Consider the following 20,179-nt stretch of genomic DNA (forward strand, 5'->3'; position numbering starts at 1 on the left):
TTGCAGATAAAGTGTACAAAGGGGCGGCGGGTCTGAACATGCGCCAGATTGTATACGTTAGCAACCTGGCGCTCCCTGGTATTATTTGTATGTCAGATATGCTTCACGTAATCTGGCGAGATTTGCAAACACATAGCTGCCAGACAACCGCCCCTGATTAAGATATGTACGATCCAGGCTGATTGATGTTTCCGGGACATATGCTTTTTTGTATACCAGTGCGTTGGTATCATCGCTGATACGCGTACTAACACCATGACGCCATGCCTGGTTACCTTTCAGCTGACCATACTTAGATACATTCATGTCCTTTCTGGGAGTCAATGGAATACTAAATGATACGCCAGCAACCTGTACATCTGTATCATAGGCATACAGCGACACATAGCTATCACCAAACCAGAATTTGGTCTCCACTTTCATGCCTTTATCATTTCGCCAGAACTCTCCCCCTGAGACATGGAATGTAATGTCCTGCTCAACCCAGTGATACTGATACCCCATCACATGGTAATCACGATCACCATCAAAGTCTTCGTAGTCAAAGAAACCGTAGTTGTTGTAAAGCTTATGGCGACCAGAAGGGCTCACCCAGGCCGTCTCATTTATCAGCCCGGTATAGTCATAGTATTCTCGGAATAATCCAACCTGAGTTTGGTTGTAAAAACCGAAAGGCAGGTCAAATGTTTGGTAGAAAACAGCACGTTCCAAACCATTTCGCTCGCGGCGTGATTCAAACGTATCGCCTGGTTCAAAATCTTCCGTATCTGCAACCACTGTTTGCGCGGTAATGTTAATACCCGCACCACGCCAAACAGGGATCTCCAGGTCCGCTCTCAATGCTAACGAGAAATCATAAACCCCCAGTTCAGTCGCGTATGTGGAGCTCAAAGCAGGCCCAATTGTCAGGCGTGGTTTGAAATACGGACTATTGGCTTTTCCATCACCTATCCAAGCAACGCCGCCCGGGATATCCATCGCACCTTGGCGAATGGTTAAACCTGGTGCACTTCCCTGAGTAATAAACTGCCTATAGTTAGCAACTTTGCCAGACAATGCCAGCAATGGGATGTCATGCTTACCTAATTGCACCACAAACTGCGCTGACTCATCGCTAATGTATTGTGCGACCCGTCCCAGCACAACACCAATTGCATCAAGGTCATTACGGTTAAACACCGGGTTTTCAAACTGCACGATAATACTTGGCTCACGATTCAGACCAACCTGCACATTCTCAAACCCGTCTCTGACTAAAGCCTGTTTTAAAGCCCGCACTTCAGCGTTTAAATCTTTGCTCACCTCTCCTCGTGGCGGAGCCGGTTTAGGCTCTGAATCACTTATTGGTTTAGATTGCTGCGAAGGTGTTTGCATGATCTGACGCTGAGATACCTGCGCCATAACAGCAGCATTGTCTGGTGCAGCCTTAATCTCCTGATAATTACTTTTAGCCTGCTCAGATAGCGGCATAGAGAAGTTGATACCCACATAAGTATCTTCATCGCTGTTATCTGTATTGCTGTAGAAGCGACTTGTCAGCGTTAGCGTTCCCAGATCGTACAGCCAGTTACTCGGCACTATCAGTCTCGCAGCGGCATTGACTGCCTCAGCATCGTGCTCAAGTTGTAGTGCGAACCATTCAAGAGGTTGCCACTCCACACCAGCAAAAACGCCATCCATCATACCGGTTTCATGCTTACTCGATGCCACACCTGCCGAAAACCGAAAATCCCGCCAGCTTTTTGATGCAACCGCAAAGTAGGTTTCGTACTTGTTTACTGAACCACCAATATCTTTCGCACCGATCGCTAAGTCAAACCAGTCCTCAGGGATCATCGTCAGTGAATATTTGGCGTTGAAAGATAAATCGCGGATACGCTCTTGCGCCTTAACATCCGGATGGAAAAAGTTGTCATGCATCGTATTTGCAGCAATTAAGCCACTTACTTCCAGTCCTGACCATAACCCTGCTGAAAAGACGTAGTTGTATCCATCCGTCATACGCTCGCCGTCAAAGTCCAGCTGATTATTGTAACCAAAGTCAATAACACCTCTGTCTAGCACACCAGCCGTTGGAGTGTTAATAATACCTGTAAACCCAGCAAAGTTTCTGTGATTTTGTGGTGCCTCTGTCGCTGCAATCGGCAGCGAGAACGTTATCAGACTTCCAGCGATTATTGTGGGGAGTTTGGGCATAGTTAATATCCGATTAAACTGTTAAATTTATTATAAGATTTGTGTCAAGTATACCTTTGACTGTGATTGGAAGCAGCATAATTCAGCACAGATAAGCGCTATACAGAGAGGCTAAGAGCCTGTTTAAAATGCACTGTTTGCGAGAGCGCTTCCCTATTTAGGTTTCCAGCATGCAAGTTTACAGGCAACTTGTTTCAAGTGTGGTAGTACAACCAAAACCACTGCAAATTATCTCTCACCGCCCTGCTCAATGGTTTCAAAGCTTCAGACGGTGATAGTTCATAACTCTTACTTGATATTCACAACGTTACTATCAAGTACGTGGGTCTCTTGTAGCTTTCTCGCATTCCACACAAGGTCACAGATACCATCTGTTGGATTGAACCCTGTTGGCGCTTCAAGCAGGAGCTTGCGGATTAACTCGTGATCAAACTTGTGACAAGCCCGGTCGAGTGTTTCCAGCATTGGGTTTAGCTCATTCATGGGCAGCATGACTTCATTCGCAGTCATAATACGAGTATGTGAGGTAAATTGTACATTTTCGCCAATCAACAACTCTTCATAAAGTTTTTCACCAGGCCTTAATCCCGTACATTTAATCTCGATGTCTCCGTGAGGATTGGCTTCAGATTTAACCTCTAACCCTGACAAATGGACCATTTTTGTCGCCAGATCTTTAATCCTTACTGACTCTCCCATATCCAACACAAACACATCGCCACCTTTGGCCATTGCACCTGCCTGGATCACCAGCTGTGCCGCTTCAGGGATTGTCATGAAGAATCGTGTAATATCCTGATGAGTAAGGGTAATTGGACCGCCTTCCTTTATTTGCTTTCTAAATAACGGAACCACAGACCCACTTGAACCCAAGACATTACCAAAACGGACCATACAAAACCGCGTTTTCTTGGCGGTTACTTTGCTTTCTGACAGCCCTTGCAGTACCAGCTCAGCAACACGTTTGGTAGCCCCCATCACATTGGTCGGACGCACAGCCTTGTCCGTTGAAATGAGCACAAATGTCTCAACACCGGCGTTAATCGCAGCCTTGGCCGTATAGTAGGTACCGAACACATTATTGCGAACACCCTCAACAACATTCTGTTCAACTAAAGGCACGTGTTTATAAGCCGCAGCATGATAAACTGTTTGAACACCAAATGTTTTCATACACGTTTCAATGCGATTTATGTGCTGTACTGAGCCAATCATGGGAATTATTTCAACAGCAATATTACGGCTTTCAGCTAACTGTACAAGTTCCTTTTCAATGCTGTACAAACCAAACTCCGACAGTTCAAACAGCACCAGTTTACTTGGTGATAGCTGAACAATCTGCCGGCATAATTCCGAGCCAATCGAGCCAGCTGCGCCGGTTACCATGATGACCTTACCTGTGATATTGGCAGCCATCAGATCAGGTTTGGGTTCGACAGGATCGCGACCAAGCAGGTCTTCAATTTCAACTTCTTTGATTTCGTTAAGTTGTGCCTTGCCATCAATCACATCTGCCATCCCGGGAACAGTCATCACTTCTAGGGGTAACTTCTCAAGCTTAGTCAGTATCTCTTTACGGCGAGATCGGGGTATACACGGCATGGCCAGAAAAACTTTCTGAATACTTTTCTTGTCTATTAATGCATAAATATCATTGAATTCAACAACAGGGATCCCCTGAATAATGGTGTTGTGCTTAGTACTGTCATCATCTATATAAGCAACGACACAGTAATTAGGACCTGTCGCTATTGCAGTCGCAAGTTGACGGCCAGCATCACCAGCCCCATAAATCACAACAGGTGTTTTGGCTTCAGAGGTGAGACGCCAGATAAACGTTCTGACAATAATTCGGGCTCCCCCAACAGTGAGGATCAGCAGCCACGCATAAATAAGCGGCATCGTTCTGGGAATAGGAGTCTGGGTAAAAAATGCAGCCAACACGAGCACCGCAGTACTTATCACTGTGCCCAGGACGATAGCGCCAATCGCGTTAGTGCCAACATACCTCAAAATAGCTCTATACAGTCCGAGCCTGATAAAAACAACCAAACTGACAGGTAACAAGATAGAAAGTAAAATCCAGTTTTTTACAATTAGGAGTGGAGAAAAGCTATCAAGACGCACAATGAGCGCTAGCCAAAACGCAATAACGATAAACGCAGAATCTACGATTAACGTTATAAGTCGTTTGCGCGAGCGTGATGCACTGAGCAGAGTATGAAACCAACTATCCATTGTGTTCCCTTGTTATTACATTCCAAACTAAAAACTGCAGATGACCCAAAGTGTAGTACATACAGCAGTATAAACAAAAGCAATTAAAATACTTAACCTTAATAGCCGGGAGACCTTATAGCATATTTCTCATTGCCAGGATACATTATCAACATTTTAACAATAGTAAGCACATTTCGTACTCAAAGCCATAAATTAAAAGCGATCTCAGGCAACCTCAACGTGCCAGTTAAACACGTGCCAATCCAGCATACCTGTTAAAATAAGAAAAATACGCCGAAAACCCCCAACCAATTACACCAATTTTTTCAACAGCGATTCAAAGCGGGTACTCAGCCAGACTAAGCCAATCCGCGTACTTAGAAGCGCCCTGGCTGATTACACCTCTCGCCGCTTTAGCGCACCATGCGCCTGAATGGCTTAACTGACTACCTCACTCTCAATAACTTCCAGCAGGCCATCGTCAAAAGTCAGATATTTCCTTGTCGCATCATGACGCTCACTTACAGGGCGAGCCTGCCAAACAATCACTTTCTGACCATCTTCATAAAAGTAAGCACCCGGGTAAGGGCGTGTGACACCACGAACCAGCCGGTAAGCATCTTCACGACGACCATTTAAATCAATTTCACCATCCTCAGGCTTTCTCCCTTCCCACACGGTCGCCTGAGACTCATCCTGCACACGCAGTTCAATGTTGCCAGAAGCAATAGATGAGAATGAACGCTCTATCAAAGTGACATGCGCCTGGTCAACTTGCTCGTATAACCAGGTTGCCGTTGTTTCATCAGTCAAAGCGATTTCAAGTTGAGCCAAAATATCGCCCGTATCGACGCCTGTATCGAGTTTAAACAGGGTCACACCCGTTTTATCCAGTCCTTTAATGATTGACCAGGGGATCGGAGCTCTCCCTCTGCCAACAGGCAATAAGGTAGGGTGTATGCCTAACACCCCTTTTTTCGGCGCATCAAGCAACGCTTCATTAGCGATCTGAGACCAGCCGATGATAAATAGCCAGTCAATCTCCATCTTCTTAATGAGATCAATACAGTCCTGATTATTAATATGTGTCGACTTATGTAAGTGGATGGCATTTCTTTCACAAAACTCATCCAGATAAACTCGACCAGATTTACTTTTTGCGCGCTCATCCGGCAGCGTAATGGCCAGCTCAAGGCTTCCACCAACTTTGTATATTGCTTCCATACATGAAAGCCCTAGCTGAACACAGGTGACAAACCCAAACTTCATCTTAGTAACCCTTAATATACTGGTGGTGGCCTGAACAAATAAGCCACTGTGTTTAAGATAATTTTGACATCACCGAAGAAAGTGATTCTCGCGGCATACTGACTATCAAATTCTGCTTTTTGCGCAACACTCATGCCATCGAAGGCTTTGATCTGAGCTAACCCTGTTAGGCCAGGTCTCACAGCGATGGCTCCATTTGCTTTTCTCGCTTCGATTAACTCGACCTGCGATGCAATAGGAGGTCGTGGACCTACAATGCTCATATCTCCCTTGAAGATGTTAAAGAGTTGCGGTAATTCATCAATGTTAGTTCTTCGGATCAATTTCCCAACCCAAGTCAACTTAACCTGACCCACCTTATCGGATGGGATATCCCCGGTATTGACAGGCATACTACGAAATTTGTAAAACTTGAATTGTACCCCATTTCTACCAATACGTTGTTGAGTAAATATCAAGGGGCCGGGATCAAAAAGGCAGATCAAGACAGCCACAACAGCCAGTAATGGTGACAAAATGATAAACGCACAAATGGAAAGGAAAATATCCGAAAACCGTTTAATAAAACTGCTGTACACGTTTAAAACCCTTGCTGGAAAATCGTCTGGAAAGACTCTGAGTATTTCTGTCCTGCTTGCGCACCTCGATATGCCGCTAGACCTGTGATTGCTTCAACACTGCGAGGATGAGGGTACGGTCTCATGACGTTTCGGTACATACCAAGAGCCTGTAATTTCATTTCCAGGGTGTCTTCGACTTCAACATAATGGTTCGGTTTAAAAGAGTCTCCTGATGACTCAAACCCCCAATCCGTTGCAGATTGAATTTCTAAGTAACTTAGAGATTTTAGAGGAGGAATATCTTCTCTTCTCTGGAAATACCTGGCGGCTGCAAGGCACGCAGCAGAAACTTGCTTATGATCGTCGTTCAGATCTGCCGGGTGATGCGTGAAAATACGCGTTGGTTTGTATTTTTCTATCTGCTTTTCTATGAACTGAACAATTTCAAGATGAGGCACCGTATTCATCTGAATATTCGGGAAGCTACCAAGTTCAGGGGTTTCAAAACCAAGCAACTTATTTGCATTTAACATGTCTTGATACAATTCATCACAGGATGGGCGCTTATAACGCACCTGCACATTACCACACAGAATAACGGCCTGTACTACCTCACCTTCTTGTACGAGTTTAGCCCCCGTGGCACCAAAGCCAAGCACTTCGTCGTCTGGGTGTGCGACAACGACCAAATTAACGTTTTTCACAATTCAACCTATTTGCCTGTTACAATTTCAAACTTTCCAATGAGGGTCTTTATCAGACGATCTCTGTCAAAGTGCTGCTGGGAATATTGCCGGGCTTTTTCACCCATTTCCTGCAGCTGTCCTTTATTTAGTGCCGACATTTGCTCAATATTTTGCGCCAGAGCATGCGCATCACCAGATGCAGACACTAATCCACACTCAGCGTTTTCTATCACTTCTGCGCCGTCGCCATTTAATACAGCCAGCGTGGGTTTGCCAGCGGCAAGATAAGACTGCACCTTGCCTGGTATTGTCATAGAAAATGCCGGGGAATTCGCCAAGGTAACGAAACACACATCCGCTTCACTGTAAAACTGTGGCATTGACTCAAGAGGGTGTCGACCATAGAAAACAACTTGTTCTTCCAGCCCATACTCTGCGACACGCTGCTTAGTGTCTTGCAGCGCACGTCCGTCACCAACGATGTGCAACCGTGCAGAAATGTTGTTTTCTTTCACGATCTTCATAGCATCAACAACATGCTCGAAGCCCTGAGACCAGCCGACATTACCAGCAAACAGAATATTGATTTTGCCTTCATCTCTATCTAACAATGCGCCGGCTTGATGGCTCACCGTTGAAAAAATATCTTCAGCCCAGTTAGGAAAGAAAGCGACTTTATCGGACACTGTACGACGCGCTAATTCTTTAGCAAACGACTGCGATTGCGCCAGCACCAGATCCGTATTTCGATAGATGAACTTCATCATCATACCAGCACCCGACAACACAAATTTGTTGTTAATACCACCGGCTTCTGACAAAGATTCAGGCCATAGATCCAGAACCCACATTACAATCGGCGTTTTGCGGAACCACTTATATAGGATCGCGGGTAGTGCCACCGTTGCCGGAGAAAGTTGACAAACAAACACAACATCAAACTCTCTCTTTCTAAGGTTAAATAGCACCTCTTTGCTCGCTGAAAACACATAACTCAAATAATTAGCAATAAGCTTGAGTTTGCTTCCTTGCCCTCTGGGCACAAGATTACAACGAATAATCTCACACCCTTTATACTCACCGAAGGCACCAGGCTCATTGGCAAAATCAGTGTAGACTTCGCCTTCCGGGTAGTTTGGCACGCCTGTTAGCACTGTTACCTTGTGTCCTTCTGACACTAGCTGCTCACAGAGGTCATTGATCCTAAAGGGCTCAGGCCAAAAATACTGACTAACAACTAAAATGTTCATGCACTCATTCGCTACCAGTCATATCTTGAAAACGAATCCAGGTTTCTCCAACGATTCGTGAGACTCGCTGTACCCAGTATCAGCTTTAACACTCTTAGTGACGTATTCTCAACCTGATATTCACTTGGCACCTCGCGATTTGCGTAGAGCTCACTCTCTTTAGTAACAAGGTTCACTGCATTCAAAAACACATCAACATCCAGACCTGTCAACATAATTGAACCTGAATCTAAGGCTTCAGGTCTCTCAATTGATTGACGAATTGTGACAGCCGGGAAGTGCAGCATGGCTGACTCTTCACTGATGGTGCCACTGTCTGACACGACGCAGTATGAATTCATTTGCAGTTTGTTGTATGCAAAAAACCCAAACGGTTTAAGAAAACGGATATCGCGCCCTGCAAAATCCAGGTTTAGTTTGTCCAGGCGGTTGCGCGTTCTCGGGTGCGTAGATACGACTACCGGCATCTTGTATTGGTCATACAATGCATTGAGACAAGCGACGACTTTACGTAAGTTGTCCGGGTTATCTACGTTTTCTTCCCGATGCACACTCACAACAAAGTACTTATTCGCTTCCAGATTTAACTCATCCAGGATCTGGCTATTCTTAATTTGTTCCAGCTTGGAATCCAACACCTCCAGCATTGGTGACCCGGTCACGTAGATATGGCGGTGTGGCAGACCCTCGCTGATCAAATGCCTTCTGGCATTTTCGGTATAAACCAGATTAAAATCGGCCAGATGGTCCACTAACTTACGGTTGATTTCCTCCGGCACATTGGCATCAAAGCTGCGATTGCCCGCTTCCATATGATAAGTAGGCACCTTCATCCTTTTCGCCATCATCACCGAGACTGCACTGTTGGTATCACCCAGTACTAATACCGCGTCAGGCTTTTCTTCCAGAATGACCTGTTCAGTTTTAATTAGAATTTCACCTAATACTTTGCCCAGTGACGAGGTATCCACTTCAAGAAAATAGTCCGGTTCACGAACACCTAACTCATCAAAAAAGACCTGATTAAGTTCGTAATCATAATTCTGGCCTGTGTGAACCAAAATATGATCTGAAAACTCTTCCAACTTTTCCATCACCGAAGCTAAACGAATTATTTCAGGCCGCGTACCCAAAATAGTCATAACTTTAAGCTTTTTCATTTTCTAAACCTTGTGAGCAATTGTGTCTGGCATTTCAGGGTCGAAGATCTCATTTGCCCATAGCAATACGCGCATGTCTTCTTTGCCAATGTTCGTAATATCATGTGACCATCCAGGTACCGTTTCGACGACTCGAGGCTCGTCTCCCTGGGTGATCAGTTCATAAGTTTCATCTGTATGAATATTTCTAAATTTGAACTTAGCCGTACCTTGGATCACTAAGAACTTTTCATTTTTACTGTGATGGTAGTGACCACCGCGAGTCACGCCCGGGTGAGCAGTGAAGAACGAGATTTGTCCTGAGTCTTTTGTTTTCAGCATCTCAACGAACACCCCTCGCGGATCTTCGTGCTTTTTAAGTGAGTAGCTAAACTGCTCTGGCTCGTAGTAACTGATATAAGTAGAATATAGCGCTCTAACCAGTCCGGTACCGACACGCTCAGTTATGTGTGTTTCGCGACTCTGTTTAAAGCTATATAACAACTCCGCAAGCTCGCCAACTTTGGCCTGATAGACTGGCTCAACGCGAACACCGAGGCGTACCTCACCTTGATCGACGTTGTAACTCTTTATAACTTTAATAAATTCATTGACCACATCGTCAACATAAACCAGGTTAACGACATGATCCGGGTCATGTATATTGATTGGCAAATCATGTGCGATATTAAAACAAAAGGTCGCGATCGCTGAGTTATAGTTTGGCTTACACCACTTACCAAATACATTGGGTAACCTGTAGTTTAGGATGGTGTTGCCATTTGACTCGGCTAGCGCATCAAAGGCATCTTCAGCCATTCTTTTACTATCACCATAAGGGTTATTTCTTCCCGCCTGGATCGAAGATGAGAAAATAATCGGGCACTGGTTCCCGCACTCTTTAGCGAGCTCTGCTAAGCGACGGCTTAGGTTAGTGTTACCTTCTAAAAACTCAGCATCATCTTCGGGCCTGTTAACGCCAGCAAGATGCACGATGAATTTTGCGCGGGTAACTTTCTCTTTCAGCGAGCTAAGTGAATCGGATCGAGTAAATGTTTCATACTCGATCAATTCTTCACGCAGGCGGATTTGAAGGTTTTTACCGATAAAGCCATTCGCTCCGGTGATCAATACGCTCATGAGCTCTCCTCAGTGGTCTCTATTTTTTCCATGCTGATAATTCGTCTTGAACTTCCTGTAACGACAGTAAGACCTCTTTAACCTGCTCAACTGACAGTCTCTCAGTATTGTGAGAGTGATACCCTTCTGGCGCCACATCTTGTTTCTGACCTACGGTAAAGTATTTTTCGTAGTTCAGATCGCGATCATCCATTGCAACACGATAATAGCCTTCAAGGTCTTCTGCACGTCCTAACTCTTCAACCGACGCCAGCGTTTCATACAGCTTCTCACCATGACGAGTCCCAATTACTTTAACACCCACTTCAACATCAAAGAGTTCCATGAGTGCTGTTGCGAGATCATCGACAGTACAAGCTGGTGCTTTCTTGATAAAGATATCGCCCTGCCTTCCGTGATTAAACGCATATTCTACCAGCCCAACAGCTTCCGACAGCGCCATTAAAAAGCGAGTCATTGCACCATCGGTGACCGTGATTGCATTGCCACTTTTTATCTGTTCGATAAATCTAGGGATTACTGAACCGCGAGAGTACATGACGTTACCATAGCGAACACAAGTTACAACTGTATTAGATTTTTGTCTTGCGTATGATTGAGCAACCTTTTCCATCATCGCTTTACTGATACCCATGGCATTGACTGGATATACAGCCTTATCAGTAGACAGACATACAACTTTAGACACATTATTAGCAATTGCCGCTTTGATCACATTGTCACTGCCCGTAATGTTTGTCATAACAGCTTGCATGGGAAAGAATTCACAGGAAGGGACCTGCTTCAGTGCAGCCGCGTGAAAGACATAATCGACGCCCTTTAGCGCGTTGTAAATAGAGTCATAATCACGAATATCACCGATATAAAACTTGACTCTGTTATCATCCATGTACTTTGTGCGCATCAGGTCTTGCTTTGCTTCGTCCCGGCTAAATACCCTAACTTCGCTACATTCCTGACTCAGAAGGTAGCTTGTTACTGTTTTTCCGAACGAACCGGTTCCGCCCGTTACTAAAAATACTTTATCTTTGTACACTGTTTAAACCCTTTAAAAAAGTATCCAACTCGTTCAAGTTATAAATTCGGTTAATTTTGTCATCAGATAAGGAAGGAAAAAGCTCTTCAACATAGAGCACATCTTTCTTATTAAACAGAGTGGAGCACGCCACACTGCCATGATAAACACATTCAAGGAGTATTGTTGAGCGCCTGGCTAAACAAATATTCTTCTTCAGCGCTTGTTTTAAGTCTTTAATGTAAGACCCCCGGCCCAAAATATCGGCATAGTTGCTTTCACTATCAGCGGGATGCAACTTGAGATAAAAATCAAGGTCAAGACGAGAGAGGTTCTTGATAACTTCTCGATTGATGTCTATATCTCTGGACTCAGGAAAGAATACCACTTTAGCGTTAAAACCTTTACTGTCTTCTCTGCTGACACCAAACATACTTTCAACGACTTCCTCGTCAAAAACAAAATTCTGATCAGGGTAGAGGTCCGAGTAAAGTTTGCTTGCTTTAGCTGACAAGCAATAAAATGTTTCACCAAACACACCTCTTGGCATTCTAAAACCATATTCAAGACCGTGTGGGATACACACTGACTGCAACATATGCTTTTTAGACAGCCGGTATTCAAGCATCGCAAACCGATCTTCTTTATTGCCGGAAAGCAATATCTCGCCTTTAAATAAAGACAAATGTCTATCCAGGAACAGTTGATAGACTATTTTATGAGACATTCTAGGTAAGAAAAAACGCGTTAATTTAAGGTAATCTACGTAATTTCTTATTACCAATACGTCGTGGAGAAAATACCCAGCATCCAGCAACGTCGTTGCCAGTGTTCCGAGTAAACACCTTACCTTGGATAACATCGGCAGTGAATAAACACTGGGGCCGTTTGCATTTTTCAGAAACAAGTGGTCATAGGTAAATACCGTTTCTTTACTGATCGCCTGATTTTGAATTTTGTCCTGAGATGCGAAGGTTCTTAAAAAGCAAATCGCTTTTTTATCATAGCTCAGTTGCCCCTTACCCTTCACACAGGCGAACACACAAAACAGTACAACAGCAATAAACAGACAAGGCAGAAACACTGTCAAAAACAGCAAGCTGTAAGCCATGCCAGCGATCAGGTTAGTTATGTTTTTAAACGTGCTCTTATCGGGCGACCCAGTATTGTCACTCAGGTGCATCTTTTCTAAGAAAGGCACGCAATAGTAAAGAAAAAGCTCATTCCCGTAATCACTTTTAAAATTAAACGTGTTACATAAGGAATTAACATCTGCAGAAAAAGAGCTAGATTCACGCATACAATACCGGGCTATTTGCTTTTGTTGGTCAAAAAATAATGACAGGGAGAGACCTGTTCATTATGATGAAATAAATTACAGCTCATCTGAACCTTGCAGCTTTTCCAGCACACGTTCAACGTCTTCAGGCACATCAATTGCCAAAGAGCCCGCGTTTACCTCAACCAGATCGACCTCATAACCATTCTCTATAAACCTCAGGATTTCAATATCCTCTACTGCTTCATGACGAGATTTCTCTCCTCTGCCAGCAAAGAACTCAAGATGTTCGCGTGAAAACGCGTAGATACAGACTTGCTTGTATCCAAACTTAAATTCATCAGATTTACTAAGTGGGATGCCCGCTCGACTCATATAAAGTAACCGGTTCGAATTGGAAAACACCACTTTAGGCACAGTCAGAGAGCGAAACTCCCGCTCACTTGAAATGGGACACATAGCGTTTGTCACATTCCCTGTTTGCTTGAACTTTTCTATAACTAAGTTGATGTGAGCCGGCTCTATTAAAGGCTCATCTCCTTGCACATTGACGACAAAATCACAGTTTAATGCTTGATTGGCCTCTGCCACTCGATCTGTACCGGTCAGGCAATCAGAGCTGGTCATAACAACCTGACCACCGAACCTCTCGACGTGGCTACGGATCCTGTCATCGTCCGTTGCGATATAAACTTTACTTGCGTCAACCGCTTTGCAGCAACGCTCCCACACCCTCTGGATCATAGATTTACCAGCTAAGTCCACCAAAGGCTTTCCTGGAAAGCGGCTGGACTCATATCTTGCCGGAATTAAGACAGCGTATTCATTCATAACTTATAGTAACTCTGAAAAATGGTTGATAACAGGAAAATCATGCTCTTTACTCATTTCAAGCATCTTATCTTTCACATTGGAAAATGGGCTATAGAACAGAAAGTCGATGCCATTTTCGGCGGCAGCCGAAAAGTCGGATACAGCATCTCCAATCATCAGCGTCTGACTGTTGCCATTTTCCTCTATTATCTGTCGCACGTTATCTTTCTTTTGTGTTGGTGATCCTAAGATTTCGACAAAGTGCTGATGGAGCTTCCGGCGTGCAAAAACACGCCGTAGCTCATCCTGATCAGAGCCGCTCGCAACATATAGCTTTTTACCGTTCAGCTTCTCAAGCAACTCGTCGATTGCAGGCGTCAAAGACGCCTGTAAATACAGCTGCTCACAACTTTGGGCATAGTCATTTAAAATACGCGCTTCGAATTGTGCCGATTCCGCCCCTGTTAATTCAAAAAACTGTTCGGCAAAGGCGGCAATATGGTGGTATCTGGACTTACCAAAATTGGCTCTAAAGTACTCTACCGAGCGAGCAATTGCTTGTTGGTTATCCGAATAAGCTTCCAATGCTAACTTCATCGCGGTGATTTTGAGCTCATTGGAGTCAAGAATGACCCCATCACAGTCAAATATCACCACATCATAACTATCCAACTTCAGCATAGACTGACCCTTCGCTGATCTGATAGGTTGTTGGCGTAAGTGACTTAAGCGGAAGTGCGCCTTCGTTTCGACTGTAAAGATCAAAAATCGCTGCCATTTCCAGCTGTCTTGGATCCGTCGACGGATAACCGTCAAACCCTATCAATGAGATGGAGTTTGGTTTTGACTGCAACAGCATTGCCAAAATGTATGCCGCGGTAATATCAGACGGTATAACCACTGAACGCTTGCCTGCTGAAAGCTCGCCTTTTTTAACCTCAACACCTAAATCACAAATCTCTAGTCCACTCAAAGACTCAAGCTCTGAAGGTGAGAAACGGTGCCTGGGTAATATCACAGGTTTCTTCAAATCGACATAGCGAGTCATATCTGACAGAAACTTCGAGTTATGAGAAATGACATAATAATCGATGTTTTCTTGAGCTATATCTTCAACGATATTCAGCGATATAACCAGTGGTTTGCGTGTGCGAATGTAAGAATCAATCGCGGTCGCATATTTTTTTGTTGCAGGGCCATTGGCAATCAAAAGTACGTCTTTGCCTCGAGCAAGTGTCGTGGTTTTCTCGTCACCTGATACGACGGTGGCTTTGCTGTTGAATGATACAGCGGTATCAAGTACGCCACCGTTGTAACTCGTTGAGTCTTCCAGACGACTTAAGTAGTCAATGGCACCCACAATTTCATCGGTTCCATAATGCGTGTTTGACAACAGGTTCTGAATATAAGTCGGATGAACATTATTCTGCGCGCCGAGGAAGTACAGTAAATTGCTACCCCAACCATATGCTTTTTGCATAGGCTCAAAGTAACGGATCACTAACTCATATACGGCGCTTGGTTTGTACTTTTTGTTCAAACCATCAAATACAGCAAGCAAGTTTTCAGTCTGCGTATTTCCTGCGCCACGCCCCATACCTGATACCGTACAGTCCACCCAGGTAACGCCAAACTCTAATGCTTTAAGTGTATTGCTTAGTCCTTTGCACATATTGTCGTGAGTATGAATACCAATTTCACCTTTCCACGCACTACGCAAAGACTCATAGATTCGATGTACTTCCTGATCGTCCATGTTTCCGAGTGAGTCGGCAAAGTAAAGTACATCCACGACCCCCCAGGAAACAACCATTTGCGCTTTTTCAGAGATCACCTCGCCAGGTTTACCGCCAGCTTGCATTAAGTTAAAGCCAACTACATAGCCCAGCTCTTTTAGCCTTTGAACGATAGGGCCACAATGTTCTACTTCCCTAAAATGTGCCGCAACCCGAACAAAGGTCAACACACTGTCTTGTGCGGGCGCAAATAGCCTATTAACACCATCTACAGAATCATAACCACTTTCCAAGATCGTTTTCGCATCAACCATCACGCCATAAGAGGGGCCTTCAGGCAAAGACAAAGAGCGTAAATGTTCTTCTGTGGTATATGCATATGCACCCAAGAATCCTTCCTTAGGAAAGTTTCTTAGACCGAGTTCAACATAATCAATGTTAGCTTGAGCCATAGCGTTGAGGTAACTGTCTACAACATGAGATTCAAAATCCCATTTATTGTAATAACCACCGTCTCGCAACGTACAGTCTAGAACTTTTTCTGTATTCATAATAACCTATATCTTAAAATATTTTGTTTTACAAAGCTTTAGCAAAACAAAGCAAATAACTAAAGCAGCAGAAAAAAAGAAGTAAGAGAATATATTCCCAGCAAAAAACAATGCAAAGTACTGAGACACAAATATGGTTTGCAATACCTGTGTAGAAAAGTCAATTCTAGTACTCTTTTGAACGACCCGAAATATCACCAACCCTACTAAAAAGAACAACATGCCGAACACGCCCATGTCAAAGAGTGTGTCCAAAAACAATCCTACAAATAGAGTTGAGTATTCGTTAAAGTATGATGCCCACACATCTCCTTTCGATGCAGTCTCGACCCCCACTATATTTACAATATGATAAGGAAGAGAGAAATAGCCAGTGAACTGACCCAAAAGCGGCGGAGCCACTTCATTCAATAGGTAAATTGTATTATCTATCCAGGAAGTAAAGTAATAAATTACTGAGAACAAGACGATATCTACATTACTACCTGACTGTTCATATATCCACCAATAGTCATAGTTTGAAAATCGCTGGTAAGTTATATAGTAGAACATGGCTAATATAAAACCAAATAGAACCATGAAAATTCTTTTCATCATTCTGGCAAAAACAGGTTCCATATCCTTCTCGAAAGTCAGCCAGAGTATAAAGATAGAAAATACATAATATATTATCCCAGATCTGGAAAAGCCGATTAGCCCAAGTAACGGGATGTTCAAAGTACCTATAAATGATAACAGGCTCAGGTAGTACTTCCTTTTAATGATATTGATCACCAAAAGCACCATACAAAACCAACCCAGTAAAGAGAAGAGACGTATGAATGGTGTTACAAAAGATGGGAACATGGAGGATACCAATGTCGTTGCATGACCCTCATTTTTAAATGAGGTCATAGACATGTCACCAGCCATGATAAACAAATACGAGTTGTATATTATGTAAAGGTTAATAATTACAACCGGTATACACCCCAAAAGTACTAACTTAGAAACACTCAACTTTCCAAGTGTTATATTTGCGAAATCATCCCTGACTCGCAAATTAGGAAAAAGGCAAAATATCAGCACCGTAAAAAAAATGCCGACACAAAATAAAGCAAATAATGAAGAAAGGCTTTCAAATGTTACGTCATCAGCTATAAGCAAGTTCAAAAAACAAGATGCCGAAAGCATGAAAAACAAAAAAGCTCTTACCCTTGAGACTTTCCTTTGCGAAAAATAAAGTGCAAAGAAATATATAGCTAATACTAACTTCATCACTTTCCTATTTGAATGAAACCGCTGCCTACTTTGATTGCGTTTTTATCACCACCGAGCTCAATCCATTTTTGTACGATTTCCTTTTTAGATGGCCACATATTTTTCTTACTCACATTTCTATACTTGTACTTATTCTTTAAGTTTCTTAGCTTATTAAAGACATTCACTTTAAAAGCATGCGTATAGTTTTTGTTGTAAGCACTCGTACTACTATTGAAATATGCATCTAAATCCTGAGCCAAAATGTCAGTTGCTTTCCCCAGCTCATTTAGATTCGATATATAGTAGTCAATTTCACGCTCATTATTTTCAAGCGCAGGCTGACCCTGTTTTTCAGTCTTCAAAAAGTCATCAATCGCTGACAAAACGCCTTGCGTCTCGTGACAAACAGTACCGATAGAGCGCAAACCAACGACCCCTTCTCCACCATCGTCTGGGAAAGGAATAAAGTTAACAGTCGGGATCTTCTGTAAATCAGCTTCAAGTCCAGTTGTACATTCGGAATGGATCAGCAACTTAGTTCGCTCGAAAATGTGCTTTACATCACCCGTATTATCAATCGTTAAGTTTTCCAGCAATTCAAAGTTCTTTCTGTACCATTCCACATCTTCAGCAGGATGAGGGCGTAACACAAACTGTTGTTCTGGATGACTGAGGCATACCTGGGCAACCATATCCGTGAACTCGATGAAATCACGTGCAGACGTTTTCCATCGATAATACATATTTGAGATAATCTCCGGCTTAGACTTTTTATCAAGTTCACCACCTTCGATCCGGATCTCAAGCATACGTTTACTCAATGCTGTAGGGTCATCTTTAACCGTTTGGACGTTTGAAAATCTCGTATTAAACAAAATGATTTTATCAGCATCTTTGACCTGTTCGCGTTTTTTAGCCGCATTTTTATACAAGTCAAACCGCGGCGAACCGATAGGCTGTGTCTTCGTAATCCAGCTCTCTTTATCGAAAATATCTCGTTGCGCCTGTCCCCAGAAGTAGACTTTTTCAAACACAGGCTTATCACACAGGTCCGACGGATAGGCTAGGCGAGACTCCCGCTCATAACCATTGACACGAAATGCACCGCCTTCATCATGGAAGTAGAAGATTTTACCACCAAGCTCTTCGATTTCTTTGAGAAATAGTTTGTCGAACCGAGAACGTCCTGACGTGCCTCCCAAGCGTCCGACCAGCACTCCACCATGCAGCAGAAACTTCGAACGAATATTTTGCGCGCCGCCAATATAACTTGAGATACCCATTTTTGACAGCTTATAGGCCAACAACAGACGCCATTCTAAATCCCGCTTTGGGGAGTCAACAATTTGGAAAGTGCTTTTCAAAATAAGTCCTTACAGTAACTGCTTTGAAATGAGTTTATTTAAGTAAGATCCTTCATTTTCTGTTAAGTCCATGTAAGTACCTTCTTCAACTATTTCACCATCTTTAAGTACGAATATTTTATCAACGTTTTTAATTGTACTAATACGATGCGCAATAACAATGATAGTTTTCTTCGATTTTAATGAGTTAATATACTCATTTACAATACTCTCAGTTTCAGAGTCCAGAGCGCTCGTTGCCTCATCAAAGATCAATAAGGATGGATCTGCATAGAACTCGCGTGCCAGTGCAATTCTCTGCTTTTGACCACCGGAAAGAGTTATACCGTTCTCACCCACTCGCGTTTCATAGCCTTCATTTTGTTTCATTATGAAATCATGCGAGTGTACATTTTTGGCACATTCAATAATTTTTCCATGCTCGGCCTCATTCGCCTGCGCATCAAACGTCATCGTAATGTTGCGCGCGATTGAGTCGTCATACAAATAAGGACTTTGAGTAACATATCCAATGCGGTCTTGCCAGCGATTACAGGTGCCTTTGACAGGCTGTCCATCATATAAAATCTGCCCCTCGCACGGCTCAAGCAAATTACTGATCAAGTCGATAATCGTCGTTTTACCCGAACCGGATGCCCCTATAAATGCGACCGATGTATTCCTCTTAATCGAAAACGACACGCCCTTGAGAATATGGTTCTCATTTGACTTGTACTTGAACTTTACGTTATCGAATACAATGGCATCTTCATGGCGAATTGGTGCTTGATCCGATAACTCAGTATCACTCGTCATATTGCCGCTTTCTGCCAAAACCCCTTTTACTTTAAGCACACCACCAGAAAACTCGAGTACAGACTGACGATGGCGCTGAACAATGAAAAAAGAATTGACTGACTTATAGATCAGGATCGTTGATATCAGCAATGATTCTGCGCTTCCCTCAAAGTAAGCGAGGTATAAATACGAAATCAGGAACAGTGAAACAATCAAGAACGGCTCTCGAATCGAAAGCGTAAATGCTTCAGCTTTACCCGTTTTATGCTGAAATACCGAGTATTCTTCCAACCGTCTATGAATAAGGCTTTCGATTTTGTTCAGGTTGTTGGTTACTTTTAAGTATTTAAAAGACGTAAAAAACTGCGTGATTAGACTCGCCGTATTCGATGAGTTGTCTACCATAGTTCTTGAATAGCTTAATACTCGTTGATTGATCCTTCTAAACAAGTACATCACCAATACACCGGTCAGCAGCATCAAAGAACCAAATATGTAGGAAATGTAGAAGGTTGCAATCAGGAAAGTAATGCTGATTAGCATATTTGAATAAAATTGACTGATCAGATAGAAGCAGTATCCAGCCCGGGTGCTTTGCTCATTGACTATATTAATGAATTCACCATTGTCCTTCTTAACATAGTCTTCATAGCTCATCCCTCTCAGGTTATGAATTATTTTTTGCCTGATATTCAGAATAAATCCAGCTCTCAGATTCGCTGCATAGCCAAATGCAAAGTAGGAGAACACCGCTTTAAGCATAAAGGCTGTGATAATGAATAATATCAAGACACCTTTTTCATCCAGTCCAAGTTTATCCCCGACATAACTTAAATAGGTGAAGGCCTGCTCAAAATAACCGATGTTAAACATGGCATTACCATCTGAAAGTAACAACTTGATCAGTGGCAACATACTAGCCAAACCTATCACTTCCAGGAT

16 protein-coding genes are annotated in these 20,179 nt (G+C 43.1%); all 16 read right to left on the reverse strand.

Going from position 1 to position 20,179, the window contains the following annotated elements; all coding sequences use genetic code 11:
* Positions 1-81: 81 nt before the first annotated feature.
* The 16 genes from MHN33_RS15315 to MHN33_RS15390 all read right to left on the reverse strand — a co-directional run bounded on the left by MHN33_RS15315 (position 82) and on the right by MHN33_RS15390 (position 20,152).
* Positions 82-2,196: a YjbH domain-containing protein gene (locus tag MHN33_RS15315; protein WP_239398991.1), complete on the reverse strand. Its 2,115-nt coding sequence runs from the start codon at positions 2,194-2,196 to the stop codon at positions 82-84.
* Positions 2,197-2,484: 288 nt separating this feature from the next.
* Positions 2,485-4,434, reverse strand: coding sequence for a nucleoside-diphosphate sugar epimerase/dehydratase (locus MHN33_RS15320; RefSeq protein WP_239398993.1), 1,950 nt, complete (start codon positions 4,432-4,434; stop codon positions 2,485-2,487).
* Between the two features lie 420 nt (positions 4,435-4,854).
* Entirely contained in the window at positions 4,855-5,640 is a 786-nt protein-coding gene (locus MHN33_RS15325) for a formyltransferase family protein (RefSeq protein ID WP_239398995.1), read from the reverse strand.
* 56 nt (positions 5,641-5,696) lie between these two features.
* Positions 5,697-6,263 carry a sugar transferase gene (locus tag MHN33_RS15330; protein WP_239398998.1) on the reverse strand — a complete coding sequence of 189 codons (567 nt, stop codon included), beginning with the start codon at positions 6,261-6,263 and terminating at the stop codon, positions 5,697-5,699.
* A 2-nt stretch (positions 6,264-6,265) separates the two neighbouring features.
* The gene (locus tag MHN33_RS15335) at positions 6,266-6,949 is read right to left on the reverse strand and encodes a PIG-L family deacetylase (protein ID WP_239399000.1); all 684 of its coding nucleotides are present in this window, start codon (positions 6,947-6,949) and stop codon (positions 6,266-6,268) included.
* A gap of 8 nt (positions 6,950-6,957) precedes the next feature.
* Entirely contained in the window at positions 6,958-8,181 is a 1,224-nt protein-coding gene (locus MHN33_RS15340; protein ID WP_239399002.1) for a glycosyltransferase family 4 protein, read from the reverse strand.
* An 11-nt stretch (positions 8,182-8,192) separates the two neighbouring features.
* Positions 8,193-9,341, reverse strand: coding sequence for a UDP-N-acetylglucosamine 2-epimerase (non-hydrolyzing) (gene wecB / locus MHN33_RS15345; protein ID WP_239399004.1), 1,149 nt, complete (start codon positions 9,339-9,341; stop codon positions 8,193-8,195).
* A gap of 3 nt (positions 9,342-9,344) precedes the next feature.
* A complete protein-coding gene (locus MHN33_RS15350) occupies positions 9,345-10,460 on the reverse strand; it encodes an NAD-dependent epimerase/dehydratase family protein (RefSeq protein WP_239399006.1) in 1,116 nt (371 codons plus the stop codon).
* Between the two features lie 19 nt (positions 10,461-10,479).
* Positions 10,480-11,496 (reverse strand): polysaccharide biosynthesis protein, encoded by a 1,017-nt coding sequence (locus MHN33_RS15355; protein WP_239399008.1) that lies wholly within the window; start codon positions 11,494-11,496, stop codon positions 10,480-10,482.
* Positions 11,483-12,775, reverse strand: coding sequence for a hypothetical protein (locus MHN33_RS15360; RefSeq protein ID WP_239399010.1), 1,293 nt, complete (start codon positions 12,773-12,775; stop codon positions 11,483-11,485). The genes MHN33_RS15355 and MHN33_RS15360 overlap by 14 nt, the downstream gene beginning before the upstream one ends.
* 75 nt (positions 12,776-12,850) lie before the next feature.
* Positions 12,851-13,585, reverse strand: a complete 735-nt coding sequence (locus MHN33_RS15365) for a 3-deoxy-manno-octulosonate cytidylyltransferase (protein ID WP_239399012.1) — start codon at positions 13,583-13,585, stop codon at positions 12,851-12,853.
* Between the two features lie 3 nt (positions 13,586-13,588).
* The gene (locus MHN33_RS15370) at positions 13,589-14,248 is read right to left on the reverse strand and encodes an HAD-IA family hydrolase (protein ID WP_239399014.1); all 660 of its coding nucleotides are present in this window, start codon (positions 14,246-14,248) and stop codon (positions 13,589-13,591) included.
* Positions 14,232-15,854 (reverse strand): aldolase catalytic domain-containing protein, encoded by a 1,623-nt coding sequence (locus tag MHN33_RS15375; RefSeq protein WP_239399016.1) that lies wholly within the window; start codon positions 15,852-15,854, stop codon positions 14,232-14,234. The genes MHN33_RS15370 and MHN33_RS15375 overlap by 17 nt, the downstream gene beginning before the upstream one ends.
* A gap of 6 nt (positions 15,855-15,860) precedes the next feature.
* A complete protein-coding gene (locus tag MHN33_RS15380) occupies positions 15,861-17,111 on the reverse strand; it encodes an O-antigen polymerase (RefSeq protein WP_239399018.1) in 1,251 nt (416 codons plus the stop codon).
* The gene (locus MHN33_RS15385) at positions 17,111-18,460 is read right to left on the reverse strand and encodes a surface carbohydrate biosynthesis protein (RefSeq protein ID WP_239399020.1); all 1,350 of its coding nucleotides are present in this window, start codon (positions 18,458-18,460) and stop codon (positions 17,111-17,113) included. The genes MHN33_RS15380 and MHN33_RS15385 overlap by 1 nt, the downstream gene beginning before the upstream one ends.
* Positions 18,461-18,469: 9 nt before the next feature.
* Entirely contained in the window at positions 18,470-20,152 is a 1,683-nt protein-coding gene (locus MHN33_RS15390; protein ID WP_239399022.1) for an ABC transporter ATP-binding protein, read from the reverse strand.
* Between the last annotated feature and the right edge of the window lie 27 nt (positions 20,153-20,179).

Origin of the sequence: Pseudoalteromonas sp. OOF1S-7 (assembly GCF_022347765.1) — a bacterium.
Classification (GTDB): domain Bacteria; phylum Pseudomonadota; class Gammaproteobacteria; order Enterobacterales; family Alteromonadaceae; genus Pseudoalteromonas.

Coding starts and splice junctions, on each gene's coding strand:
- MHN33_RS15320 (WP_239398993.1), bottom strand. CDS start 4,434: ATGGATAGTTGGTTTCATACTCTGCTCAGTGCATCACGCTCGCGCAAA.
- MHN33_RS15370 (WP_239399014.1), bottom strand. CDS start 14,248: ATGCTGAAGTTGGATAGTTATGATGTGGTGATATTTGACTGTGATGGG.
- MHN33_RS15380 (WP_239399018.1), bottom strand. CDS start 17,111: ATGAAGTTAGTATTAGCTATATATTTCTTTGCACTTTATTTTTCGCAA.
- MHN33_RS15360 (WP_239399010.1), bottom strand. CDS start 12,775: ATGCGTGAATCTAGCTCTTTTTCTGCAGATGTTAATTCCTTATGTAAC.
- MHN33_RS15315 (WP_239398991.1), bottom strand. CDS start 2,196: ATGCCCAAACTCCCCACAATAATCGCTGGAAGTCTGATAACGTTCTCG.
- MHN33_RS15350 (WP_239399006.1), bottom strand. CDS start 10,460: ATGAGCGTATTGATCACCGGAGCGAATGGCTTTATCGGTAAAAACCTT.
- MHN33_RS15325 (WP_239398995.1), bottom strand. CDS start 5,640: ATGGAAGCAATATACAAAGTTGGTGGAAGCCTTGAGCTGGCCATTACG.
- MHN33_RS15390 (WP_239399022.1), bottom strand. CDS start 20,152: ATGTTGCCACTGATCAAGTTGTTACTTTCAGATGGTAATGCCATGTTT.
- MHN33_RS15365 (WP_239399012.1), bottom strand. CDS start 13,585: ATGAATGAATACGCTGTCTTAATTCCGGCAAGATATGAGTCCAGCCGC.
- MHN33_RS15375 (WP_239399016.1), bottom strand. CDS start 15,854: ATGAATACAGAAAAAGTTCTAGACTGTACGTTGCGAGACGGTGGTTAT.
- MHN33_RS15340 (WP_239399002.1), bottom strand. CDS start 8,181: ATGAACATTTTAGTTGTTAGTCAGTATTTTTGGCCTGAGCCCTTTAGG.
- wecB (WP_239399004.1), bottom strand. CDS start 9,341: ATGAAAAAGCTTAAAGTTATGACTATTTTGGGTACGCGGCCTGAAATA.